Source organism: Bacteroides faecichinchillae JCM 17102 (genome assembly GCF_000614145.1).
Lineage (GTDB): Bacteria > Bacteroidota > Bacteroidia > Bacteroidales > Bacteroidaceae > Bacteroides > Bacteroides faecichinchillae.
Genome location: NZ_BAKK01000053.1, coordinates 1 through 24,013, shown reverse-complemented (window position 1 = coordinate 24,013; position 24,013 = coordinate 1). Strand labels below are relative to the sequence as shown.

13 protein-coding genes and 3 pseudogenes are annotated in these 24,013 nt (G+C 36.6%); 2 read left to right on the top strand and 14 right to left on the bottom strand.

Annotation, left to right across the window (positions count from 1 at the left end):
* Positions 1-18 precede the first annotated feature (18 nt).
* From JCM17102_RS18360 to JCM17102_RS18345, 4 genes are read right to left on the bottom strand one after another with little or no spacing between them, the layout of a single operon-like run.
* The gene (locus JCM17102_RS18360) at positions 19-1,302 is read right to left on the bottom strand and encodes a hypothetical protein (protein WP_025076218.1); all 1,284 of its coding nucleotides are present in this window, start codon (positions 1,300-1,302) and stop codon (positions 19-21) included.
* 11 nt (positions 1,303-1,313) lie between these two features.
* Complete coding sequence (locus JCM17102_RS18355; RefSeq protein ID WP_025076217.1) at positions 1,314-1,520, bottom strand: hypothetical protein; 207 nt, start codon at positions 1,518-1,520, stop codon at positions 1,314-1,316.
* 27 nt (positions 1,521-1,547) lie between these two features.
* Positions 1,548-2,936: a RagB/SusD family nutrient uptake outer membrane protein gene (locus JCM17102_RS18350; RefSeq protein WP_025076216.1), complete on the bottom strand. Its 1,389-nt coding sequence runs from the start codon at positions 2,934-2,936 to the stop codon at positions 1,548-1,550.
* Positions 2,937-2,949: 13 nt separating this feature from the next.
* On the bottom strand, positions 2,950-6,267 hold the full coding sequence (locus JCM17102_RS18345; RefSeq protein ID WP_025076215.1) for a SusC/RagA family TonB-linked outer membrane protein: 3,318 nt from the start codon (positions 6,265-6,267) through the stop codon (positions 2,950-2,952).
* Positions 6,268-7,559: 1,292 nt separating this feature from the next.
* On the opposite strand from JCM17102_RS18345, the gene mutS reads away from it, so the two are divergent.
* Positions 7,560-10,148 carry a DNA mismatch repair protein MutS gene (gene mutS, locus JCM17102_RS18340; RefSeq protein ID WP_033887084.1) on the top strand — a complete coding sequence of 863 codons (2,589 nt, stop codon included), beginning with the start codon at positions 7,560-7,562 and terminating at the stop codon, positions 10,146-10,148.
* A gap of 67 nt (positions 10,149-10,215) precedes the next feature.
* Here the strand turns inward: mutS and lgt are convergent, their stop codons facing one another.
* The 5 genes from lgt to JCM17102_RS18315 all read right to left on the bottom strand — a co-directional run bounded on the left by lgt (position 10,216) and on the right by JCM17102_RS18315 (position 17,531).
* A complete protein-coding gene (gene lgt / locus JCM17102_RS18335) occupies positions 10,216-11,061 on the bottom strand; it encodes a prolipoprotein diacylglyceryl transferase (RefSeq protein WP_025076213.1) in 846 nt (281 codons plus the stop codon).
* A 27-nt stretch (positions 11,062-11,088) separates the two neighbouring features.
* A complete protein-coding gene (locus tag JCM17102_RS18330; protein WP_025076212.1) occupies positions 11,089-12,000 on the bottom strand; it encodes a ketopantoate reductase family protein in 912 nt (303 codons plus the stop codon).
* A 73-nt stretch (positions 12,001-12,073) separates the two neighbouring features.
* Complete coding sequence (gene ychF, locus JCM17102_RS18325; protein WP_025076211.1) at positions 12,074-13,177, bottom strand: redox-regulated ATPase YchF; 1,104 nt, start codon at positions 13,175-13,177, stop codon at positions 12,074-12,076.
* Positions 13,178-13,605: 428 nt separating this feature from the next.
* A complete protein-coding gene (locus JCM17102_RS18320) occupies positions 13,606-16,206 on the bottom strand; it encodes a PL29 family lyase N-terminal domain-containing protein (RefSeq protein ID WP_025076210.1) in 2,601 nt (866 codons plus the stop codon).
* A gap of 386 nt (positions 16,207-16,592) precedes the next feature.
* A complete protein-coding gene (locus tag JCM17102_RS18315; RefSeq protein WP_025076209.1) occupies positions 16,593-17,531 on the bottom strand; it encodes a tyrosine-type recombinase/integrase in 939 nt (312 codons plus the stop codon).
* Positions 17,532-17,921: 390 nt separating this feature from the next.
* On the opposite strand from JCM17102_RS18315, the pseudogene JCM17102_RS32575 reads away from it, so the two are divergent.
* A pseudogene (locus JCM17102_RS32575) lies at positions 17,922-18,023 on the top strand (ISAon1 family transposase); the annotation flags it as partial.
* A 1,218-nt stretch (positions 18,024-19,241) separates the two neighbouring features.
* On the opposite strand, the pseudogene JCM17102_RS32265 reads toward JCM17102_RS32575, so the two are convergent.
* The 5 genes and pseudogenes from JCM17102_RS32265 to JCM17102_RS30990 all read right to left on the bottom strand — a co-directional run.
* A pseudogene (locus JCM17102_RS32265) lies at positions 19,242-20,368 on the bottom strand (RHS repeat-associated core domain-containing protein); the annotation flags it as partial.
* 419 nt (positions 20,369-20,787) lie between these two features.
* Positions 20,788-21,246, bottom strand: coding sequence for a hypothetical protein (locus tag JCM17102_RS18295; RefSeq protein ID WP_025076207.1), 459 nt, complete (start codon positions 21,244-21,246; stop codon positions 20,788-20,790).
* 619 nt (positions 21,247-21,865) lie between these two features.
* A pseudogene (locus JCM17102_RS31955) lies at positions 21,866-22,486 on the bottom strand (RHS repeat-associated core domain-containing protein); the annotation flags it as partial.
* Positions 22,487-22,805: 319 nt separating this feature from the next.
* Positions 22,806-23,132 (bottom strand): DUF1493 family protein, encoded by a 327-nt coding sequence (locus tag JCM17102_RS18285; protein WP_025076205.1) that lies wholly within the window; start codon positions 23,130-23,132, stop codon positions 22,806-22,808.
* A partial coding sequence (locus JCM17102_RS30990; RefSeq protein WP_199901485.1) for an RHS repeat-associated core domain-containing protein occupies positions 23,129-24,013 on the bottom strand: 885 nt, incomplete at its 5' end. The genes JCM17102_RS18285 and JCM17102_RS30990, both read right to left, overlap by 4 nt.

The following is a 24,013-nucleotide window of genomic DNA, read 5'->3' as shown; positions in this document are numbered from 1 at the left end:
TTTTTAATTGTTAGTTTTTCATTCTTCTACACGAGTGAAAGCATAAGTGATACCAAAGAAATCTGCATCAAATTCATAATCGAACATTTCAAATGTTGAACTAAAGAAATCAGTTGGTATGTAATCGTGGAAATAAATAACGATATTATTATCATCTATCTTATCTAATCCAATAAATACATCACCAAGTACAGTTTTTCTTTTAGAAAAACAACTATTAACTTGTGAGATCATGAAATAAGGGACATCATATTCTAGATCAGCTACCCAATTATAAAGCCCTTTTTCTATATGATCGAATATGATAGTGTGCCCCTGAGGGTTACAGAAAAAGTTTTTCAGATCACCTGTTAAGTGAGGAATTATTTTATCTATTCCGTCATCCTGCGCAAATTCTAAGTAGTCATTTGTTCCGTTGCGTTCAGGCAGGCTGTTTGCCCAGTCTTCTTCAGGTATGTCGATATATATGTAGTTATCTTTATCTTTAATTTCTACAGGTTTCCATTTACCTAGCATATCTGTAAATCTTAACTGATCTAATTTTATATTGTATGATACAAATGACCCTGGATAGTAAAGTTCTGGGTTATCAATAGGTACTTTTAAGTTTAAAATTGCAGTCTTTCCAACAAAATCATCTGCATCTTCTTTTATTTTTATCTTAAAATGAGTGTAGGAAGACCCCGCAGGAATAGTAATGGATGTTATTCCATTCTCCAATTCAAAGTCACCATCTAATTCGGCAGTACTGGCTGGGTCTATTTCCAAAGGCAATACAATGTTCGTAGGAGCTTTGAAACTAGTACCACTATTTTCGCCATTCAACTCTACAAATATGTCGATTTCACTTAATAAGCGAAACTTCGTAGGTTTGAAAGTATACATAATCCGCTCTTTCACTTCTACAGGAATAATCGCTACTTTCTTATCACCCAGTGCATATCCGGTAACCGGATTAATAGAAAGGCGAATTTCTCGATTAGCAGTTAAATTACTTTTGGGAGTTAGAGTCAGAGTAGCGCTTGTCTCTCCTGCTTTGATTATGAATTCTTTAGCAGAGATCTCGTAATCCTCGTCTAGTACTGCTGTTCCTTCTATATTTATAGGAACTTTTAAATCTGATTCAGGAGCGAGTGTTGCTTTTAGTTCTACCGTCAAGTTACCAGTAGAAGGCAGTATGTATATCGAACGACTAAAAGATAATTTCGCAGTGGACGAATCCTCATCACTGCAAGATGCGACTAAAATAGCTAAGATAGCTATTAGTAGAAAGTTACTTAATGTTCTAAATATTATTTTCATTTTTATCGCTTTTATTGGTTAATGGCATTGTTATATTCATCCCACAAAGCTTCAACTTCCTGGCGGTCTTGTGCACTCAAAATACTTCCAGTAGGAATTAGATAGTCATTTGTTTTATCATCTACTTTGGGTGTCAGTTCTTCCGGACTATCACAAGAAAGAAAAAGGGTAAAAGAACAAGTAATGATAAAAATGAATGTATATAAAATTCTTTTCATAATCGTCTATATTTATAAATGAGTAAATTATTTTTCGTACCCTGGGTTTTGGATGATTAATCCGGGAAATAAATTAATATCTGTTTTGGGGATAGGATAAGAATAAAGATATTTTTCTGTAATGAATTTCTTACCATTAGCTGCAATCCAGAATTCGGGACATCCGTTACGCTTTAGTTCAAACCAACGATCACCTTCTACAAACATCTCTTTCCGGCGCTCACAAAGAATAGCAGACATTAGTTTAGTTAAAGGAGTACCAGTCGCATCAGTTGTTATCAGTTGTGGAAAGACTTCGGGCAGATCATTCATGGTGTAAGCTGTATAATCTTGAGTAATTCGTTTGGAACGTAACAGATTTAAATAATTTAATGCTTCTGCCTCTTTATTGGGAAGATGTGCATAAGCTTCAGCTATAATAAGACAAAGCTCCTCACTGCGTAATTTGCTGGTAACAACTTTTGTTACTAATCGTTTTGAATCATAGCTACAGGTTTGACGTATATCATTAGGAGTGATTGCAAATAAGTCTATTAGATTTTTGTCTACTGGACGTTTTCTGATATCTGATTGAGCTGTATTATAATTTAGCGCCCCTATATTGTCATCTTCTGTAAATGAACGGATAATGACATTGTGTGTCTTCTTTTGTTTCTGGTTAATTGCTTCCACAAATTCATTAGCTTCCAGCATAGGATATTTTTCTAATACCTCTTTGGCATAAGTGATAGCATTATTCCAATCTTGTGTCCAAAAGAGTAAACGTGCCAGATAGGCTTTTGCTACTGATGAAGTAAAGAGGAAATCTTCATTAACAACGTTGTAAGAAATAGCTTTCTGAAGTCCTTTCTCTATAAATTCCGCAGTCTCTTTCAAGTTAGCACGTGCAGGCTTGTCTTCCATATTAAACTCATTGACTAATGGTAGGCCTAAAGTCTCAATTGCTGTTTCTGGACGATATGGCTCACAATAGCGTAGCATAAGATTATAATAGCAAATAGATCGGATGCTCCAAGCTGTCCCTAGTAATGTTCTAGCTAATTCAGATTCAGTGTCTTCCATATTACCTATTATCATATTACAATCTTTAATAACAGAATAAAGAGTTTGATAAAAATTTTGATTTTTATTTATAGCACTTCCTACATAAATATTTGTATAACTGTAATTGCTGGCTAGAGTTGCATTCAAATCTTCTGCAAATGTTTCTAAAGTCACTTTTTCTGCAGAACTGGAGATTATGACGTCATCTGCTCCTTTTTCTATTTGATCTAGCCAATAATGGATAATAGTGGAAAAGTCTTCTGCTGTTTTAGGAATAATCTGACCTTTAGGCTGTACATCTAAGTAGTTGCTGCAAGAGGTCAATAATGCGATTAAACTACAATAGATAAATATGAATAGTTTTTTTTTCATTGCTTATTATTTTTTAAAATCCTACATTTACGCTAAACATCACAGAACGACTTATCGGATAAGTAGCACCTGGAGTTTCAGGATCCATGCCTGAATAATTGGTGAACGTGAAGAAGTTATTCAGTGACAAAGAAAAATCTACATTAGAGAGGAAGGACTTACTTATCAATTTTTTAGGTAGTGTGTATCCTAAAATTATATTCTTTATTCTGACATAAGATAAATTGACAAGATAAACTCCTCGTGTAATTTCTGGATGCATTGGGTTGTAATAGCTGAATCCATAAGATACTCCAAATGGATTCCACACACGTGGATATGTACCATCAGTATTGTTATTTGTCCAACGATCTGCCGCTGCTTTAGGAACATTAAGATGTTGCGCAAATAGATCATTTTGAAATACTGGTATAGGCTCATTGTAAGTAAGTTTATCGCTATCATATACGCTACTATATGAAGCAGGTGACTGAATATATTCATATGCCTTAGCACCTGTAGCGAAAGTTCCATTTATACTTAACCGGATACCTTTATATTCGGCTGCTACGTTGAAACCTCCTGTTATAGGAGCTTCATTGGTGCCTAAGTAATATCGGTAATTGTCGGGCTTATTCAAATCAGTAGCTGTATGTATTTCTGCATCAGGTCGCAATTGATAGGTGTAAAGTCCTGTCTCTGGGTCAATGCCAGTGTATTTACCACTATAGATAGCATTAACAGGATAACCTTCCCATAAGTCACTTAATGCCATAGATTTATATGCAGGTTTATATTTTACTACTTTATTTTGATTGTAAGCGAAATTGGCGGAAAGAGACAGACTGAAATCTTTGGTTTTAACAGGAGTCCCATTCAATGTGGCTTCTATTCCTTTATTTGCAATATCGGCAGAATTATATTTTTGTTTGGTAAATCCTGTAGTACTTAGCACCTGTACATTGGTCACAATGTCTTTACTTTTTCTATAATATCCTTCTATAATACCTGTCAGACGTTCGTCGAACATTCCGAAGTCAAGGGCAACTTTTATATCTTGTGTTTTTTCCCAACGTAAATTGGGGTTAGGGGGACTAACTACTTTTCCTATGTGATAGATGTTGTTAGAGACGTTTCGGTAGTCATCATAATAACTGACTATCATTTGAGGACTAACGGTACGGTTAATATTTCCTGTGAATCCAGTTGCTACTCGAAGAGTTAATCTGTTTAATACAGATTTGAAAGAAGTCATAAAGTCCTCTTCACTAATATTCCATGCAGCACCAGCTGCCCAGTTTGGATTAAACTGTTTATCACTACCAAAATTAGAACTTCCGTCAGTTCTGAAAGAAGCATTTACTACATATTTACTTTTGTAATAATAATCTGCGGAAGCATAGAAAGAGGCAAACCTTTGCTCACTCCATGTTTCTCCATTGGAAGCGTCGATAGCAGCCAAGTAAGCTTTTAACTTTTCATATCCTACTCCTGTTGGGTCATCTGGCAGAGGAGTAATTGCATTTCCCGTAATATCATCATATCCGTACCGTTTACTGTATAAACCGTTTGATTTACTTCCGCGAAGTTCTGCACCTGCGATTAGGGAGATGGAATGGTCGCCAAAAGAGCTATCATATGCAAAATGTCCTCGAGCCATATAACTATCATTGTCTACATTACGTTGCAGGATAGAAGCATATTCTTTATTAGTGTTATTGTCTACAGAAAGCCGATTGTCTAAAGCAGATTTGGTGTTTTTACCATAGATTTCTTTTAATCGATTAGTTGAATAAGTGTATGAAGCTAGTCCAACAAAACGTAGACCGTTGATGATTGTATAATCAATTCCTGCACGAACCATTGTTTGTACATTTTTTGTACGTGAAGAAGTTTCGTTCATTTCTCGAAGTACATTAAATCCAGAGTCTGGAATTATCTTCTTTTTTGTTTTATTGTTGTTAAATTCTCCCAAAGCATAATATGTTTCGTCTGCCCGATAACTACCATCTTCATTATATGGACTTTCGTATGGATTAGCGAAATAGGCATATTTAAAAGGATCGAAGCTGTTTAAAGCTGGAGACTTAGAAGATTGGTAGGACATAGTTGCACCGAAATCAATTTTTACCTTCTCATTGGGATTCATTGATAGGTTAGTTGTCAGATTATAACGGTCATAACTGTTATTCTTTAATAGACCTGTATTATTGGTATATGCTAGCGAAGTATAATAGGTGTATTTGTCACCACCACCATTAATTGACAGATTATGAGTAGTGGAAGTGCTATTATGGAACAATTCATTATACCAATCCATATTTGTTTTACTCAATTCATCGATGTAAGCATCTTGTTGATCTTTGGTCCATCCGGTAAATCTTCCTTTGCCAGCACGAATAATACCTACCAAACCAACTACTGGATAATCTGTTTTACCAGCTTCAAAATCTGGAGCTGAGAATTCATCCCATAATCCTTGCTCATACGCCAATTTCTCTCGTGCATTCATCAAAGAAAAACTTCGTTCGGGGGCCATTGTAACAGACACATTGCCCGAATAGTTTATTTTGACTTTTCCTGCTTTTCCTTTTTTGGTAGTAACAACAATTACACCACCGGCCGCCCGCGAACCGTAAATAGCTGCTGCGGAGGCGTCTTTCAGAATAGTAATGCTCTCAATATCACTTGGGTTGATACCGGCTACACCATTCATAAACAAGTCATCAAATTGACCGGATTTTATTTCAGAACTACTGGGCATATCTGAGGTATTTGCCTGCATAGGTACTCCATCTATTACCCATAGCGGTTCACCGTCTCCTGTGAGTGTATTTGTACCTCTGATACGAATCTTTTGAGTGCTTCCCGGCTGTCCGCTTATAGCAGATACAGCCACACCTGCAATTTTACCTTGCATGAGAGCATCTATAGTCGGTTGAGGTTGGTCTTTCAACTGGTCGGCGGTTATCACTCCGACAGAACCAGTCATTTTCTTAAATGTAGTCTGGGTGTATCCGGTGATAACAACCTGATCCAATTCACTTGCTTCAGGTTCCATTATAATTTTGATAAAGTTTGTTGTCCCTTTTATCAGGTGTTCTATATTCTTCATACCGACGTAGGAGAAAACAAGAGTTTTACCTTCTTCTGTTTCCTTAATGGAGAATTTACCGTCCATATCTGTGGTAACACCAACTTGGGGAGCTTCTTTGTAGCGAATAGATACGCCAACTAATGGTTCTCCACTTTCGTCGGTAACAATACCTTTCACTGTTGCTTGAGCATTTGCAAATAATGGTAAAAGAAATGCAAAAAGTAACACTAGTAAAAAAATGGGAATTTTATTCATAATTATATAAATTAGATTTATGTAAATACAAAAATATTGTTATTATCTAACATAAACAAGAAAAATGCTAATATTTATTATAAGATCGTGTGTTTTTGTAGGTGTTATCTCTTTTGCTTCTTTATAAAAATCATTAATGAATGGGTGAATATTTGGATTTAATATAATTTATAGAATTTGATAAAGCTTACGTTGTGTTTATGTATTTAATAAAAAATGTGATAAAACATATTAAGTAGTAGTGAAGTAACAATATTGAATAAGTCGGAAATATACTGATTTGATTCATTTTATCAATGTGATTTCACTTTCAGTCATCGTCATGCTTTGGCGTATCTTTATGATATACAATCTGTTGCATTGCGTCATCCTTTTTTCAGGATCTACGACGAAAGGAATAAGCATACAGAAACATTTTTTATGGAAAATATAGGATGTGCTTCATCGTCATAAAGATCCTTCATTGTATTTTGCTGATTGATAGCGACGTACTGAAAAACATGACAGAGAAAAAAGTGTTTTCGTTTTTGGTGATAAGCATTATTTTCCTAAAAATATTGAGAAGTTTGTTTCTAAACATCATTATGTTTTAAAAAAACATCGAAATGTTTGGAAATAAACTTCCCATAGATTGGAAAAGTATATACTTAGGAATTTATAAAAAAGCGATTGTTTTAATCAGATAGAGTAGTCAATTTATTTATATTGCTTCATTGTTTTTATGGAAAGTAGCAATCAAGTGAGTAAAAAGGAGTGGTTGTTTTTTCAAGTCTATCTTTCCTTCAAATGAAGTACATCTCTTGTTTCCTTGTTGTACAACATTCAGTTGACTCTTATATTTCTTTTAAGCAACTCTAGTACTTCTTTCAACTGACTCTAGTACTTCTTTTATCAGGTTCCTGTACATGCTTTAGGAAGATAATAATAACTGATAGAAAGAATAGAAGGAAACGTATGGACATAAAAAAGGAGCAACGCCTTGCTCCAACCTTTGTTAACCTTAAATCTAATACTATGAAAAACACATTGCAAAGGTACGGACTTTTATGACATTAGCAAATTATCCAAATAAAAAAGTATGTTTTGTAACACGTTTTAAGATATTTCGCCTACTTATTAAGAAAAAACTCTCTTTTTATTAAAGAATTCAACATAAATTTTGAATATTGAAAAGAAGGATTCCGTTGATTCTCTGCTGGAAAACAATTATCTTTGCTCCGATATCTGAATTATTTACCTTAAAAGAAGAAAAGGAGAGAACCGTGAGCGAAGAAGAAATAGTGCTTACCCCTATGATGAAACAGTTTCTGGATTTGAAGGCTAAACATCCGGATGCAGTGATGCTGTTTCGTTGCGGTGACTTTTATGAAACATATTCAACGGATGCTATTGTGGCAGCCGAGATTCTGGGAATAACACTGACAAAACGTGCTAACGGAAAAGGCAAGACAATTGAAATGGCAGGTTTCCCTCATCATGCGCTCGATACTTATTTGCCGAAATTGATTCGTGCCGGAAAGCGTGTTGCCATTTGTGACCAGTTGGAGGACCCGAAACTGACGAAGAAGTTGGTGAAACGTGGTATTACTGAGTTGGTTACTCCTGGGGTCTCTATCAATGATAATGTACTGAATTATAAAGAAAACAATTTCTTGGCTGCCGTTCATTTTGGAAAGGCTTCCTGTGGAGTGGCTTTCCTTGACATATCTACCGGTGAATTTCTTACGGCTGAGGGGCCTTTTGATTATGTGGATAAACTGCTAAATAACTTCGCTCCCAAAGAGGTGCTTTTCGAACGAGGAAAACGTTTGATGTTTGAAGGTAACTTTGGTAACAAGTTCTTTACCTTTGAACTGGATGACTGGGTATTTACAGAGACCACAGCCCGTGAGAAGTTATTGAAACATTTTGAAACGAAGAATCTGAAAGGATTCGGGGTAGAACATCTGAAGAATGGTATTATTGCTTCAGGAGCTATCTTGCAATACCTGACGATGACACAGCATACTCAAATCGGTCATATCACTGCGCTTTCCCGCATCGAAGAGGATAAATATGTTCGTCTGGATAAGTTTACTGTCCGAAGTCTTGAGTTGATTGGCAGTATGAATGATGGGGGGAGCAGTTTGTTAAATGTGATCGATAAAACTATCAGTCCGATGGGAGCTCGTTTGTTGAAGCGTTGGATGGTATTCCCATTGAAAGATGTAAAGCCGATTAATGACCGCTTGAATGTGGTGGAGTATTTTTTTCGACAGCCTGATTTTAAGGAATTAATAGAGGAACAATTACATTTGATTGGCGATTTGGAACGAATCATTTCGAAAGTTGCTGTAGGACGTGTGTCTCCTCGTGAGGTAGTTCAGTTGAAGGTGGCATTGCAGGCCATCGAGCCTATTAAACAGGCATGTATGGAAGCAGATAATGCAAGTCTGAATAGTATTGGTGAACAGTTGAACCTTTGTATATCTATTCGCGACCGGATTGATAAAGAGATTAAAAACGATCCGCCATTGCTGGTCAATAAAGGTGGTGTGATAAAGGATGGCGTTAATGCAGAGTTGGATGATTTGCGCCGTATTTCGTTTACGGGAAAAGATTATCTGTTGCAGATTCAGCAACGGGAGAGTGAACTGACCGGCATTCCTAGTCTGAAAGTGGCTTATAATAATGTGTTCGGCTACTATATTGAAGTCCGTAATATACATAAAGAGAAAGTACCTCAGGAATGGATTCGTAAACAGACTTTGGTCAATGCGGAACGTTATATTACACAGGAACTGAAAGAATATGAAGAAAAGATACTGGGAGCGGAAGATAAGATTCTAGTTTTGGAAACTCAACTTTATACAGACTTAGTACAGGCATTGACAGAATTTATCCCTCAGATACAAATTAATGCAAATCAGATTGCCCGTTTGGATTGTTTGTTGTCATTTGCCAATGTTGCTTGTGAGAATCGTTACATCCGTCCGGTAATTGAAGATAATGAAGTTCTGGATATCCGCCAGGGGCGCCATCCGGTGATTGAAAAACAGCTTCCGATCGGAGAAAAGTATATTGCAAACGATGTGATGTTGGATAATAGTACACAACAGATTATTATTATTACAGGTCCGAACATGGCCGGTAAATCAGCACTCTTGCGACAGACGGCGTTGATTACATTGTTGGCACAAATCGGTTCATTTGTTCCGGCAGAAAGTGCACAGATCGGATTAGTTGACAAGATATTTACCAGAGTAGGAGCCAGTGACAATATTTCAGTGGGTGAGTCTACTTTTATGGTGGAAATGAACGAAGCAGCTGATATATTGAACAATATATCTTCCCGTAGTTTAGTTCTTTTTGATGAGTTAGGTCGTGGTACTTCTACGTATGATGGTATTTCTATTGCTTGGGCGATTGTAGAATATATTCATGAACATCCGAGGGCAAAAGCCCGGACTTTGTTTGCTACGCACTATCATGAATTGAATGAGATGGAGAAATCCTTCAAGCGTATCAAAAATTATAATGTGTCTGTCAAAGAGGTGGATAATAAGGTAATTTTCCTGCGTAAGTTGGAGCGAGGAGGCAGTGAACACTCTTTTGGTATTCATGTAGCAAAAATGGCGGGTATGCCAAAAAGTATTGTGAAGCGGTCGAATGAGATTCTGAAAGAGTTGGAATCGGATAATCGCCAACAAGGAATTGGTGGTAAACCATTGGCTGAAGTTAGTGAAAACCGGGGAGGAATGCAATTGAGCTTTTTCCAATTGGACGATCCGATACTCTGCCAAATTCGTGATGAAATTCTGAATCTGGATGTAAATAATCTAACTCCAATTGAGGCATTGAATAAGCTAAGTGATATTAAGAGGATTATTAGAGGCAAATAAGGGGTATATCCCTTTCATTGTTTAATTCTCCTCTCTCCTCTTCCGGATTTCTATGTTTATATATGCTTTATCTTTCCGACACTTTTTTGCGGTCGTAAAAGAACATAAAATAAATTCCGACAATAATGAACGGAATGCTTAGCCATTGTCCCATGTTGAACATCATATCGTCTTCAAATGATTCCTGATTTTCTTTTACGAATTCGATAAAGAAGCGGAACGTGAAGATATAAGCCAGACAAAGTCCGAAGAAGAAGCCTCGGTGTAATTTCCTATTGTATTTTTTATACAAGAAAATCATGATGAAGAATAGAATCAGGTATGCAATAGCCTCATAGAGTTGTCCCGGATGACGGGGAAGCATATCTACTCGTTCAAAAACGAATGCCCAAGGCATATCTGTCGGCTTACCGATAATTTCAGAGTTCATCAGGTTTGCCAGACGAATGCAGCAGGCAGTGAGTGGGGTAGCAACGGCAATCATGTCCACTACTTCCATGTAATGCATCTTCGTTTTACGGCAATATAACCAGAGTGCAATAATTAAACCGAGTGTTCCACCATGACTGGCGAGTCCTTCATAGCCTGTAAATTTCCATCCTCCACTCGGCAAGAACCGGATTGGAATAAACATTTCTATGAATCTTTTTCCACTGGTCAGATAATGACTTGGATCATAGAACAAACAATGTCCCAGACGGGCACCAATCAGAATACCGAAAAAACAATAGAAGAAGAGAGGATCGAATTTCTTCTCATCTATCTTTTTATCCCGATATTGGTAACGAACAATGAAATAAGCGCAGAAGATTCCTATTGCCCACAAGATTCCATAATAACGGATAGAAATGCCGAACAGGTTGAAAAATTCGGGATTCGGATTCCAATTGATAGATAGTAATAAGGTATTCATTTTGTATATTGGTTTACGGTTTTACAATTAACGTTTAGTAAATTTCTCAGCAACCATGCGGTAAGTAGGGATATCCACTCCTTGTTCTTCTGCAGTTGCAATCATATCGAATAACAAGCCTTGAATTTCGGATTCATGTCCTTTCGCCAAGTCCTTTTGCATGGACGCGGTACTTTCAGGATCGAGCTTGTCGATGACTTTCAGGTTATAACTAATTGGATCTTCCGGAAACTCAACTCCTAGTTTGCGTCCCAATTCGGAACTTTCCTTAGAGAGTCCAATAAATGTATCCCGCACTTTTCCAGGCTTCTGTACTTCGCCCATAGGGACATCATAATAGGCTCCTGTAACAGCCATTGCTGAGATAAACGACCATTTGATAAATGTATCCTGGTTGATATCCGGAGAAATCTCAGCCTTGATGCCACTGTCCTGGAGATCTTTCTGTATCGCTTCCAGAATGCCTGGAGCAACCTTAGTACCTTTATGTGCTCCATAAACCAAACGGAAAATCTTTCCCATTTGAGTGATTTCACCTATACCGGAAACGAAGCCGACAATGTAGATGCAACCATCAAGTACCGTAACACCCGGTACGAGACGCTGGATGCGTGGACCAGTTCCATAGACATTCAGAATAGGGATAACAACCGTATTCTCATGTGAGGCTCTTTTGATAAGTTCAGTAATGGAATCAATGGAATAGCCTTTGACACAAACAAAGATGACATCTACTTTCTCATTAAATTCTTCTGCGGTTGTCGCCGGTATGGCGAGTGTATGTTCTCCTTTTAAGTCTGATTTCAGTTTCAGACCGTTTGTTTGTATGGCTTGCAGATGAGCTCCGCGAGCAATACAAGTAACATCTTTTCCGGCGAGTGATAGAAATCCTGCAATACTGCCACCGACGCCACCGGTTCCTGCGATAAGATATTTCATGATAGATGAAAAATTAAAAATGAAGAATGATGAATTGTGAATAAACCAAGTTCACCACTCCTCATTAAAGTTGTTAAACGTTGAAACGGAAGTGCATGATATCCCCATCTTGCACGATATATTCCTTTCCTTCAATACCCAGCTTTCCGGCTTCTTTCACAGCTGCTTCCGATCCGTAGTTGATAAAATCTTCGTATTTGATTACTTCTGCACGGATAAATCCTTTTTCAAAATCTGTATGAATGACTCCGGCACATTGTGGAGCTTTCCATCCTTTCTCGTAAGTCCATGCACGTACTTCTTGTACTCCTGCTGTAAAGTAAGTTTCGAGGTTTAGCAGTTTGTAGGCTGATTTGATAAGGCGTGCTACGCCCGATTCTTCGAGTCCTACTTCGGCAAGGAACATCTGGCGGTCTTCATATGTTTCAAGCTCGGCAATGTCCGCTTCTGTTTTGGCAGCTACAATCAGAATTTCAGCATTCTCATCTTTCACTGCTTCACGTACCATATCTACATATTTGTTGCCATTCACTGCACTGGCTTCGTCTACATTACATACATACATTACAGGTTTGCTAGTCAGTAGAAACAGTTCGTGTGCAATCTTCTGTTCATCTTTAGTTTCAAAGGTTACAGTACGTGCAGACTTACCTTGTTCGAGAGCCTCTTTGTATTGAACAAGAACATCGTAAGCTTGCTTGGCAGCTTTATCACCACCGGTCTGTGCTTGTTTCTGTACTTTTTGGATGCGGCTTTCGATTGTTTCCAGATCCTTTAGCTGAAGTTCATAGTCGATGATTTCTTTGTCGCGGATTGGATTAATACTTCCGTCTACGTGTGTCACATTGTCGTCATCAAAACAGCGGAGCACATGAATGATGGCGTCTGTCTCGCGGATATTAGCAAGGAACTTATTTCCCAATCCTTCGCCTTTGCTTGCACCTTTCACCAACCCGGCAATGTCTACGATTTCTACTGTAGTAGGAACGATTCGTTGAGGGTGAACCAGTTCTGCTAGCGCATTTAAACGCTCATCGGGAACAGTGATTACACCTACATTCGGTTCGATTGTACAGAAAGGAAAATTTGCCGCCTGTGCTTTTGCATTCGACAAACAGTTGAAAAGTGTCGATTTACCTACGTTCGGTAGTCCGACAATACCACATTGCAATGCCATATTAATCTAAATCTATTAATTATAATCAACTAATTGTATGCTTAGTTGAGATCTATTATTCTTAATAACTTGTATAATTGCACAAAGATAATGCTTACGAACCGAATTTACTCTAATTTTATTGCACAAAATAAATTTGTTTATTAGAAAACCATTTTGAAGTAGTAAAGAATCGTAGTGTGATTTCCGAATTATTGCAGTAGAGTATCTAAAGATTATTTTATCTAGGATTAAATAGTTGTTGGTATGGTATAAAAAAAGAGGATACTCATGGGGAACAAGAGTATCCTCGGTAAAGAGTAAGTTATAAAGTCTGGGCTTTCGCAAGAACAGACTTATACTCTTTGAAGTTTAATTAGGAAGGGTATTGTTCTTGCTAATACCCTTCGTTTTTCCTATCACAGATCAGTATTTCTACCGATTTTGTGTCAGTTCTTACTATTTTCAGTAGACAAAACAGTAATATTACCTTCAGCTTCAATAGTTGCTATTTCAGGGATAGTAATAGTTACTACAGATTTAGCAGACTTATTTAGCTGTAAATCATTACCGCCATTATACCAATCGATTGTAGAACCAGCGATTGTCAGCTTATCACCGAAAGAAGCATCGGCTTTTAATCCATAACCAAAGGTGATATTAGCTTGGTCAAGTTTATAAGTGTCTTTTCCATATGTGGTATAAGCACCCTTTTCATAAACTGTCTTACCGTCTCTATCTTTAATAACTACCAGACTTGCAAGATCTTTGGAGTCATGGTTAGCCATATAAGTTTTCAGGGTCATAGCATCAACTGTAGCGTTGAACGGACGAACGAAACGAACTACGTATTCTTTAACGCATTCCTTACCATTAGATAAGTCAGCTACCATTTCAATATTGTAGTCACGAGAAGTTTCATTCTTAGCAAACGGAGTAGTCAATTTAATCTCCTGATCTTTATAATCTGTACCGGAGATTGAAGCACCAGTCTGATTTGTACCTTTCAAGCGGAAGTAAAGTTTAGTGTGGTTGCCCGGCAATTGATAACCGCTCATGTAATTCTTGAACTGTTCCTTCATTTCACTTACAAGTTTCCATGAGTTGCCTACCATCTTACCCTTAACCTGAACAATGTTAGTACCAATCAGATAATCAGGATTCAGTTCAGGGAATGCTTTTGTATGAACTACGTTGTAAGTAAATGTAATAACTACATTCTTATTCACGAAGTTATTTTTCGCAGTGTATGTAACTTTTGCCGTTCCTTCACCGAGAAGCACTTTAGGAGTCATTTCAATCCATGCCATAGCAGTTTCGGTAGTAGAATTGGATGCATAGGTCCAGCCGCTAGCAGTTACACCTGTCTCTTGAGTTACATTATAAGTTTCATAATAGTTCTGCTGGAATGTTTCCTTAGTCATACCCAATACGTCATAAATTTCAGCATTGGCTCTATCCCATGATAATTCGTATTTATTATAAGGAGTGGCGATAGAAGAATATTCAATATTTCCTAATGCAACAGCAATAGGCAAGTCACCTTTTTCTACAGATTCAACAGCTGTTATTTCTGCTTTAACATAACCACTTGCAACAACAGTGCCATTCACTTTTGCTGTCACAGTAAAGATCGGAGTACGACCAACAGAAGCAGTACCTTGAGCTAACCATGCTTTATCAACGACAACAACACCGTTCTTATCAGGGGCTGTTACAAACTGTTGTTGATTAGTCTTTCCATCACTTCCCAGATATTTTTCTGGTTTAGCATATTCATAAGTAATGTTTTCCACACCAATAGAAGCCAGAGATTTTTCAATTTCTTTAGCCCATGCTTCTGTAATCTTACTTAGATTTAATTCACCTGTATAGATAAATTCTACGTCAGCTGGAACATTAAGTGCAGGTACTGTAGTGGGATAGTAAGATACTGGTGTAGTTGTTGCTTTTCCATCTTTGATCTTAGCAATACCATATTCTTTTAGTTCAGAAGCTTTGACTACTGCATAGTCTGATACAATTTCAGTAGCATCTTCTTTATTAGTTGCTTTCAGAGCAAAAATAGCTTCTTGGTTTGTTTTTAGATAATCCAAAGTCTTTGTTGATTGCAGTTGGAAAATCATGCCACCCTCTTCACCTTTTTTTGCATTCATAATCTTAAGCAAAGATTCATTGTCGCCGGCTACACGAGTTTCTACAACACGATCAATGAAAGACCATTCTACGTTTTTCACATCTGCGTTTTGAGGATTCAAGCGATAAGTAACAAGAGGATTGTTTGATACCAAAAATTCATTCTTCTTACTTGTATTATTATATACCAGAAGAGAATAGAAGTCAATAACTCCCATACCTAGCTTCGTGTCAATCGTTTCAGGTACAAAAGCCAATGAACGAAGAGTATCTGTCAATTTAATCTTAACAGGACCTTCACTTTTATCTACGTTATTAAGAATAAGATAACCATTTTCTGTATCCCAAATGGCAGAAACAGCTTCTTTTCCTTCAGGAATACAAGGGATGGTAGTTACTTCTTTCGTTTCTTTTCCATCAACAGCTTTGGTCATTTTTACCCAAAAACCAGCTTCTGCGCCATCAGTTCCCGGATAATAATAAATAGTAGGTGCAGAAACACCATCATTGCCATCATTACCATCGTTACCTGCTTCACCCTGTATACCACGAGAAGGCAGACCGGAGTCTTTGCCGTCAAAGAACCAGTTCCCATTCTCACCGATAGTAACAACTGTACCGTTGGTTCCGTTCGTACCATCGGTTCCATTAGTTCCGTTCGTACCGTTCTTTAGCTCAAATGTTTTGTTGTCACTCAGTGTTACAGTAACTCCATTAGCAGTAGATGTTACATTTGTAATAACGGCACCCGCATTAATCCGAGCTTTAAGGTCCTCCAAACTTTTTTCAACGGAAGTGATCCGTTGATCCAGACTATCGATGTCGTCATCATAGTCTTTACAAGACGTAAAAGTCCCCATAGAAACCGTCAATAAGGCTCCAAATAGGATAACGCTTAAATACTTTTTGTTCATAATCAAAAAAACGTTTAATTTATAAATTAAAAAAATAAATTCCTTTAATTTGCTAATGCTATTAGCAGTTTTCCCGTTACTTAATAGGTAACGACAAATTTCTCTTGTGACATCCTCCAAGGCGTTTGGACGGATGATTACTGACAAAAAATATAAAAAGATTATTTCCCTCATTCCAGGATATGCTATGAGGGGAAAAAGAATTCTTTGCTTAAATTAGAAGGTTCATAGACTGTTAATACAAAGAATCCGTAGTTTCGTGTATTTTACTCTTTTTTTTAATAGTTTATTAGAAATAATATGGTATTTGTTTGCTTGTTTTCAGAAATATGTCCATATTTGCAGCGTGTTTTATTCCCGTTACCTATTAAGTAACATTTTATATTTCAAGCAATTATAGGGTTGATATATTGTTTTGCAAAAGCAATCACCTGAATATTGGCTTCATCTATTTTCTTATTTCTAAAAGGTTTTAGATAAGTCTCAGTCACCATAATAGATGAATGTCCCATAGCTTCGGAGATAATGCCGGGATGCACTTCGCTGTAATAAGCCATCGTAGCCCATGTATGGCGTGCTGTATAGGAACTTAAATTGGAAGTAAATCCCAAAATCCTTTTAAGTAGGGTTAATTGATAATTGAAGTTACGCAAAGCTAGCTGATATTCTCGATAAGCCACTTCGGTACCTTCATCAGCAGTTATTAAGGAAAACAGATAAGGAGAACTTGGATCAGTATTCATATACCTTCTTACCAATATCATTGCTTCCGGCGTTAATGTAACACTTAACTGTCGTCCGGTTTTCCGACGACGGTAGGTGAGCACGTTTTCCTTCAAATCACTTTTTTTCAGATAAGCCAAATCGACGAATGGTAATCCTCTGAGCATAAACATTAGTACAAATAAGGCGTGCGTCTTTTTCAGATAAGGAGGAGTAGTAAGACCCGATGGTGAATTATCTAATAGCTGTGCCATCTCACCATTGTCCAATGCTCGTTTTCGATCAGCTCGTGTCCCGGTATAGACATATTTGAATAAATGCGGTACATAGTTTGCCATGTGACACCTTATCGCCCTATTATAAACCGCTCTCAAGGTTCGCAGATAAGTCGAGACTGTATTCCAACTACATCCTTTCCTCCGTAGATGTGTTTCAAAACTTTTTATAAACTCAGGAGTAACTTTACGAAATGGAAGGTGGCCATTTCCATGAAATGCAACAAGTGCATTCAAACTACTCTTATACACATGTGCAGTACCATAATTACCACTCGCTTGTAGCTCATTAGCTACTTTCTGCATAAATGAAATCAAATTCCCCATTTTCTTCCTTTTGATTTTAATAATTCCCCTAACTGCCACGATATCACAATACTTTGTTTTCCGATTTGCATTCAGAAAAACTTGAATAAAATTACACCTGAATGATATCATGCCAAGGGATTATTTCCCATTATTTGGCACTATTGCCGCTTCCAATTACTAAAATTTTCCGTAATTTGTTTATTTGCTACAGTACTTTTTCATGAATATTATCAATTAATTATATACAAAAGATGCCCTATTTATGGGGATTTCAGTAAAAAGTAATATCAGATCCGGTTCATTAAAGCAGATTGTTTAGATGTGTTGATTTTGCCAATATAACGTAATCAGCCTATTACAGGTAAATAATGTACCTGTATAAAGAGTTATGTAGGTAAGATTTTATAATTCGAAACAGCTTCTAAACTATTCAGGGCAAATCTGCATGGTGTTGTGGATAAAAAGTTCTTCCTTTTCAGGATTGCAAAACTGTATGCCTATCCCCACTAAATTTCTACTGCCCCTAAGTAACTCTTTTTCCTGTTGAGTTTGATAAAAAGTTTTGTATATTCATATTAGAAGCTGTTTGAAATTTATTCAGATGGAATTTGAGAACTATTTATGATGTCTTTTTCAGTTTACACTCGTTACAAAATCAAGTAAAAAGGACCAAAAAGAACATCTAAAGATGCTGGTTTTCTATTGTTATAATCAGTCTTTTCCCATCAATATGTATAAGATCAACTATTCTTCAAATAAATTGCTATATTTTCATTTTCCTCTTCCGTATTTATCTGTTTCCCTATCAGAGTATATGTTATATATACTATCATTTACCCAAAAATTATATCGGCCAAGAATAGTGGGGGTATAAACTTTAAACTCTTTATTCCATAGGATTCCTCGGACCGTATCGGGTATTTGAACAGGATGTTTCGGAACATAAAAGATAGAATCATAGAACAAGTCATATAATTTGTGCGCATATTTTTGCGGAGGTGTGTTTTCTAAAATAATAGGTCCTTTTGCGGTAGATAAGCCAAAGGCCATTTCTCCATGCGGATCAATTGAATATAATCCGGAAGAGATCTTATGAAAGCTGTCATATACCCGTATATTTATATTCTTTGGATGCAAAGGCATGGAGTGTTTCCCATTTTTCATTATAAAGCTACCGTATAAATCCGGGTCTAATCCCACCAGAAGCGCAGAGTCTGATTTATTGAATATTGATATGTCAATTGATATCATATCCGGAGAAGAGAATCTTTCAATTTTCCCACTATCTCCATGAACATAAAAAAAGTCTGATACCATATCTATTACGGCCGAGTCCTGCTCTCCTCCATAAAAATATCTTAGTTGTGGGTATTTATAGTCCTTAACCTTATTATCAATTTGTTTAAAAGTGGATTTGTTTGACCGCTTGTCTTTCATATATACCCATACCCGTGTATCTTCCCCCTCATATTCCGGCAGATCACGTTCTGATTTAATGCCTAATATTTCACATATTTTCTTTTCGTCCATCGCTTTCTTCCCTTGTGAATAGAAAAGGATGTATTTGTCTTTATATTTTAATGCGTTTGTCGGTAAAATGAATTGACCATCATTATCATCTCTGCCTACATAAAACCAGAATCCGGAAAGAAGACTTTTAGGCCATATAAGACACACATGGGCTTTCCACGCATCAAATTGATAAACTTTTAGCGTTTTCCTACAGTCCGGATATATTGCCTTATCCACATTAGTTAGCCCATATATATTTGTAACAGAGTTTTCGTTATTATTTGTTCCTAATATATAGGTTTCTTTATCATTTATATAACCACCTTTTAAAGTCCATTCAACATTTGTATTATCTGTTGCAAATAAAAAAATATTGGCAGCATCAGAAATGGAATGGGTTGAAGAAAATTCCATTCGGTCCCAGAGAGTTCGACCAGTTTGAGACTTAACGAATCCGTCCAATACAGATTTATCAGACACTTGGATACTTTTCCAGCTCGGATCTAGTTGTGTGGCTTTTGGACCGTTAATTCCGCTTGCATACAAAACGTCTACTGCGCTATTCGTTTTTCGCATCAGATAAATATATCCATTTCTGTTTACTACATAATCATCTTTCCCATTCGGATCAATTCTTATTATCGGGTTATTTTTACAGTAAGTATACAAGCTTCAATTGGCATATTTTTCTCCTGACGGGTCTACCCCATGCCATCTCCCTATCACCGCATCATACTGCCTTGCTCCGTAATCATACCAATCCAGCCCATTGGTCCTGTCCAGTTCCTTGCCATTATACTTATAAGGCTGAACATTGGTCGATCTGGTGAAGACTCCTCCGAATGGATAGTAATGATTGACCTCTTCCACCTTTCCTGTTTTATCCACTACCACCCTGTTGTTTCCCTGATGATCCTGCATAAAATAGTGGAGTTTGGCATCCGCCGGAGTCAGATAGCCGTCTGCTGTCAGCACCTTGGTCAATACTCCATTTTCATAGATCGCGTTGTTGCAGTAATCGGTGGTGAGGGTAGTGCTGCCTGTGACGCGCGTAGTCCGTATCTGGACAATCCCAGGATGTTTCCCTGCTTGTCATAACCGGTCACTTGCTCGTTGAAGCGGTTCAGGTTGGATACAAGGGTCGCTCCTTCTCCATAGACGGCGTTCTTCAACCGGGAAAGTCCGTCATACGTGAACTTATAACCTCGGAAAATTGTCTCGGTTCCAGCTTTCCACTTCATACTGCTGATATTTCCATTGTAACAGGGTGTTGCCGTTCCATCGGTATAATGTACGTCTGTGTAAAATACCTGACATTGTAATACATTTCCTTTAAAGTTGTAAACGGTATTGATATAGCTCAGTGGTTTTTGCGGATGATTAGTTGTTTTCCATCTTAGTTTATTATAAATATCTCCATCTTAGAAAATGGGGCTGTCCAAAAAGTCGGATAGCCCCTTACTGTTACTTACAATTTAAAAGTAAAAGAATGAAATTGCCATTATTCCCTGATAAAAGAGGTAATAATTTCAAGTTTATTGAATGATACTTCTTTGTCGACTTACAAATTGTAAGTTAAAAAAGTAAGGAACTGACTTTTCGGACACCCTCATACAATTTAAAAATTATAGTCAGATCAAATATATATGTGAAATAAATACCCTGACATAGATTGATTAATTTTCTAGTCAACTTATATCAGGGTAATATTATAGTAAATTTTTAATAAAACATAAAAGCATCTCTTATGTTTTATTTATTTCTATAATTCTAACGAATTTGACCAACTATGACATTTTCCAGCTTTAATTGTTGAATCTTCCATTACATAAAGTACTAAGTCTTCACTTGGAATTGAATATGTCCAATCTTCATAATCGCCAGTTTTTTCTTGGTCTTTATATTCATCGCGAAAAACAAGTAACGTTAGTCCGTCATCTACTTCTATAAATAAATTAAGAAATTCATCTATTTCAATGTTTGACACTTTTTTATTCTCAAAAAGTCGAATGGTTTGTGCTACTAAACCGGTAACAGCTGTAACATCATCTTCTGCGGTTGCTATTAATTTTCCATTTTTCTGAACTTCCCAATAGCAGTATGTCATCACACTATTTCCATTGTCAAACGTCATGAGAATGATAGAACAATTGCCTCCACCAGAACTGCTATATACGATGTTGCAACCTATATTTTTTTTTAATTCTGTAATAAAATCCATACTATTTAAATAATTCAATTATTAATTCTTCTATTTCGTGATAACCATAGCCTTGACCTCCGATTTCTCTGTGCAAAATTTTAACTTGGTCATCTTCTAATCCATATTTTTTAGCCAAAGTTTTAACTTGTTTATTTTGTCTTGTATGATCACCAGGCATTTTCCCTTTAGGATGGCCCATTTTAACTTTTCCCCCTCTAAATCCTTTTCCAGGCAGTGGTGGAAAACCTATTTTAGGAGCTATTCCGGTAATTCTTCCTTGTAAGTTTACATTCCAAGTAAAAATACCATCAAAATATTTAGTTCCTTCCAAGAAATGATTTGCTTTTAATATAAAACCATCTAAAGGTTCATAAACGAATGCTCCTTTATATCCTATACCTGAAAATGTAACAGGTTTTATATTAGCATCAAAACTGACTCCTATTATATTGATTTCTCCATTTACAATTTCTCCATAACTGCTATAGAACTTTTTCGTTTCATCATTATAAACTAAGTCGTCTATGAAATCTACATCTGTAGCATGTTTCCAGTTACTAAAATCAAATTGTTTACTTCCAGTAGCCACAGCATTAATAAAAGCAAAAATCTGGTCTCTGTCACTTGTACTCCAATAATCTTTTCCATTCGGATCAATTCGACCAATAGGTTCATTATTACAGTAATTATATGGGCTTCGGCAATAATATTTCTCACTCATCGGATCCATCACGTGCCATCTCCCTATCGCCGCATCATACTGCCTTGCTCCGTAATCATACCAATCCAGCCCATTGGTCCTGTCCAGTTCCTTGCCGTTATACTTATAAGGCTGAACATTCGTCGAGCCGGTGAACACCCCTCCGAAAGGATAGTAATGATTGACTTCTTCCACCTTTCCGGTTTTATCCACTACCACCCGGTTGTTGCCCTGATGATCCTGTATAAAATAGTGGAGTTTGGCATCCGCCGGAGTCAGATAACCGTCTGCTGTCAGCACCTTGGTCAGCACTCCATTTTCATAGATCGCGTTGTTGCAGTAATCGGTGGTGAGGGTAGTGCTGCCTGTGACGCGCGTAGTCCGTATCTTTGTTCCGTCTGCTGCATACAAGTACGAAATACTTTTTCCACTTTCAAACTGTACCTTCTCAGGCAAATCTAGACAATTTAATTGAATTCCCGTAATTTTCTTGTTTAAATCTTTAGTCAGGTTGCCATTCTCATCGTACGTATACTCCGTATCCGCATTGGCACTGTCCAATTGAGTTTCGTCTTCGGAAAAATTTAAAGTAAGCATCTTTTATATGGTTTCGTCACCACAAAGATGCTTACTTTTTTATTTTGCATAAAACACAAAAAATCACCGAGAGAAGTATAGTTAGATTTCTATTATTTTCAATAAAACTGACCAGCTGTAGTATTATCTACTTTTATCGTTCTTTTCAATATTAAGCATAATATTTACTAAAAAACAGCATTTGTATTATGGTTTTATAGAAAAGTATTAACTATCTATTGTTGACATTATTCTGATATTAATTATCTATTTATAAAAGCAGTTAATATCAGAATAGACCTTAAATTAACTTTCCTTCTTTACCTCCTCGTTCTAAGTCTCCAATCGTTATTTTTTTCTTTATTTTTTTCTTTCGCTTTAGAAGTAAGTCTAATATTATTGTCAATATCCGATCTCCTTCAGAATCAAAGTACTCTTCAAAATTAAACTTGGATATATTAACATTAAATTTTTTGCTAAATAAAAGAATAAACTCATAGGCATCATCTCCTTTAAGTTTTAAATCTTTTACAAGGTCTGTTTCATGACTAAATTGACCATTCCATCGTTCTTCTTCCACAAATTCAATAATTTGTTGGCAGATATCATTTTTATTTATTGTTTTCATTCAAACCATTTATAATCATTATTTCCATACCAAGTACTTGGTCCATATTTTTCCCCTAAACTAAACGAAGTAGTAGTGATAGTTATTCCCCATCCTAAATAAGGTACAAATCTACCAATAGCTCGACCAATAGTATTGGTACCTACTTTCTTTGCAATTTGTGTTCCTGTTTTTTTCCCAAATACACTTGTAAAGCGCTGTGGTAAAGTTTTTGACAATGTATAGGAAGCTATCGAAGAACCTGGTTTTGAACCTAATGCTCCAATAGGTTTTAATGCTCGAATAGGCTGTCCTAAAAGAATTAAAGAAGGACCTATTAAATGCTTCCAATTATTACTGAATCCCATTATTTGTTGGTTGCTATGATAATTATTTTGTATAAAAGAACTGTATTGGTTTACTTCATGAAGCATTTTTATTTTTTGGGATTCGGTAATATCCCATTCTCCCTGTCTATTTAGAATAGCATTCACTTCTGATAATAATATACTTCCATCACTCAATCTACCTCCTGTACCTTTATATTCCTCATAAATAAAATTATTTAGTTGATTTTTTGAAACAGTTCCGTACATATCATTTTCGATTTGAATCATATTTAGAAATCTTGATATATCTTTCTTATCATTAGTAGACCATCCTGAAGAAGTTTGGAACCATAAACCATTAGGGTCTATATATAATATAGGATTATTTCCGCAATAATTGTATGTACTTAATGAGAAATACTTTTCCGCCATCGGGTCCACCCCATGCCATCTCCCTATCACCGCATCATACTGCCTTGCTCCGTAATCATACCAATCCAGCCCATTGGTCCTGTCCAGTTCTTTGCCATTATACTTATAAGGCTGAACATTCGTCGAGCCGGTGAACACCCC

Bases quoted from the DNA above. Each gene is read 5' to 3' on its own strand.
- ychF (WP_025076211.1), bottom strand. From the start codon at position 13,177: ATGGCATTGCAATGTGGTATTGTCGGACTACCGAACGTAGGTAAATCG.
- JCM17102_RS18350 (WP_025076216.1), bottom strand. From the start codon at position 2,936: ATGAAAAAAAAACTATTCATATTTATCTATTGTAGTTTAATCGCATTA.
- mutS (WP_033887084.1), top strand. From the start codon at position 7,560: ATGATGAAACAGTTTCTGGATTTGAAGGCTAAACATCCGGATGCAGTG.
- JCM17102_RS18315 (WP_025076209.1), bottom strand. From the start codon at position 17,531: ATGGGGAATTTGATTTCATTTATGCAGAAAGTAGCTAATGAGCTACAA.
- JCM17102_RS18320 (WP_025076210.1), bottom strand. From the start codon at position 16,206: ATGAACAAAAAGTATTTAAGCGTTATCCTATTTGGAGCCTTATTGACG.
- JCM17102_RS18295 (WP_025076207.1), bottom strand. From the start codon at position 21,246: ATGGATTTTATTACAGAATTAAAAAAAAATATAGGTTGCAACATCGTA.
- JCM17102_RS18330 (WP_025076212.1), bottom strand. From the start codon at position 12,000: ATGAAATATCTTATCGCAGGAACCGGTGGCGTCGGTGGCAGTATTGCA.
- JCM17102_RS18285 (WP_025076205.1), bottom strand. From the start codon at position 23,132: ATGAAAACAATAAATAAAAATGATATCTGCCAACAAATTATTGAATTT.
- lgt (WP_025076213.1), bottom strand. From the start codon at position 11,061: ATGAATACCTTATTACTATCTATCAATTGGAATCCGAATCCCGAATTT.
- JCM17102_RS18360 (WP_025076218.1), bottom strand. From the start codon at position 1,302: ATGAAAATAATATTTAGAACATTAAGTAACTTTCTACTAATAGCTATC.
- JCM17102_RS18355 (WP_025076217.1), bottom strand. From the start codon at position 1,520: ATGAAAAGAATTTTATATACATTCATTTTTATCATTACTTGTTCTTTT.
- JCM17102_RS18345 (WP_025076215.1), bottom strand. From the start codon at position 6,267: ATGAATAAAATTCCCATTTTTTTACTAGTGTTACTTTTTGCATTTCTT.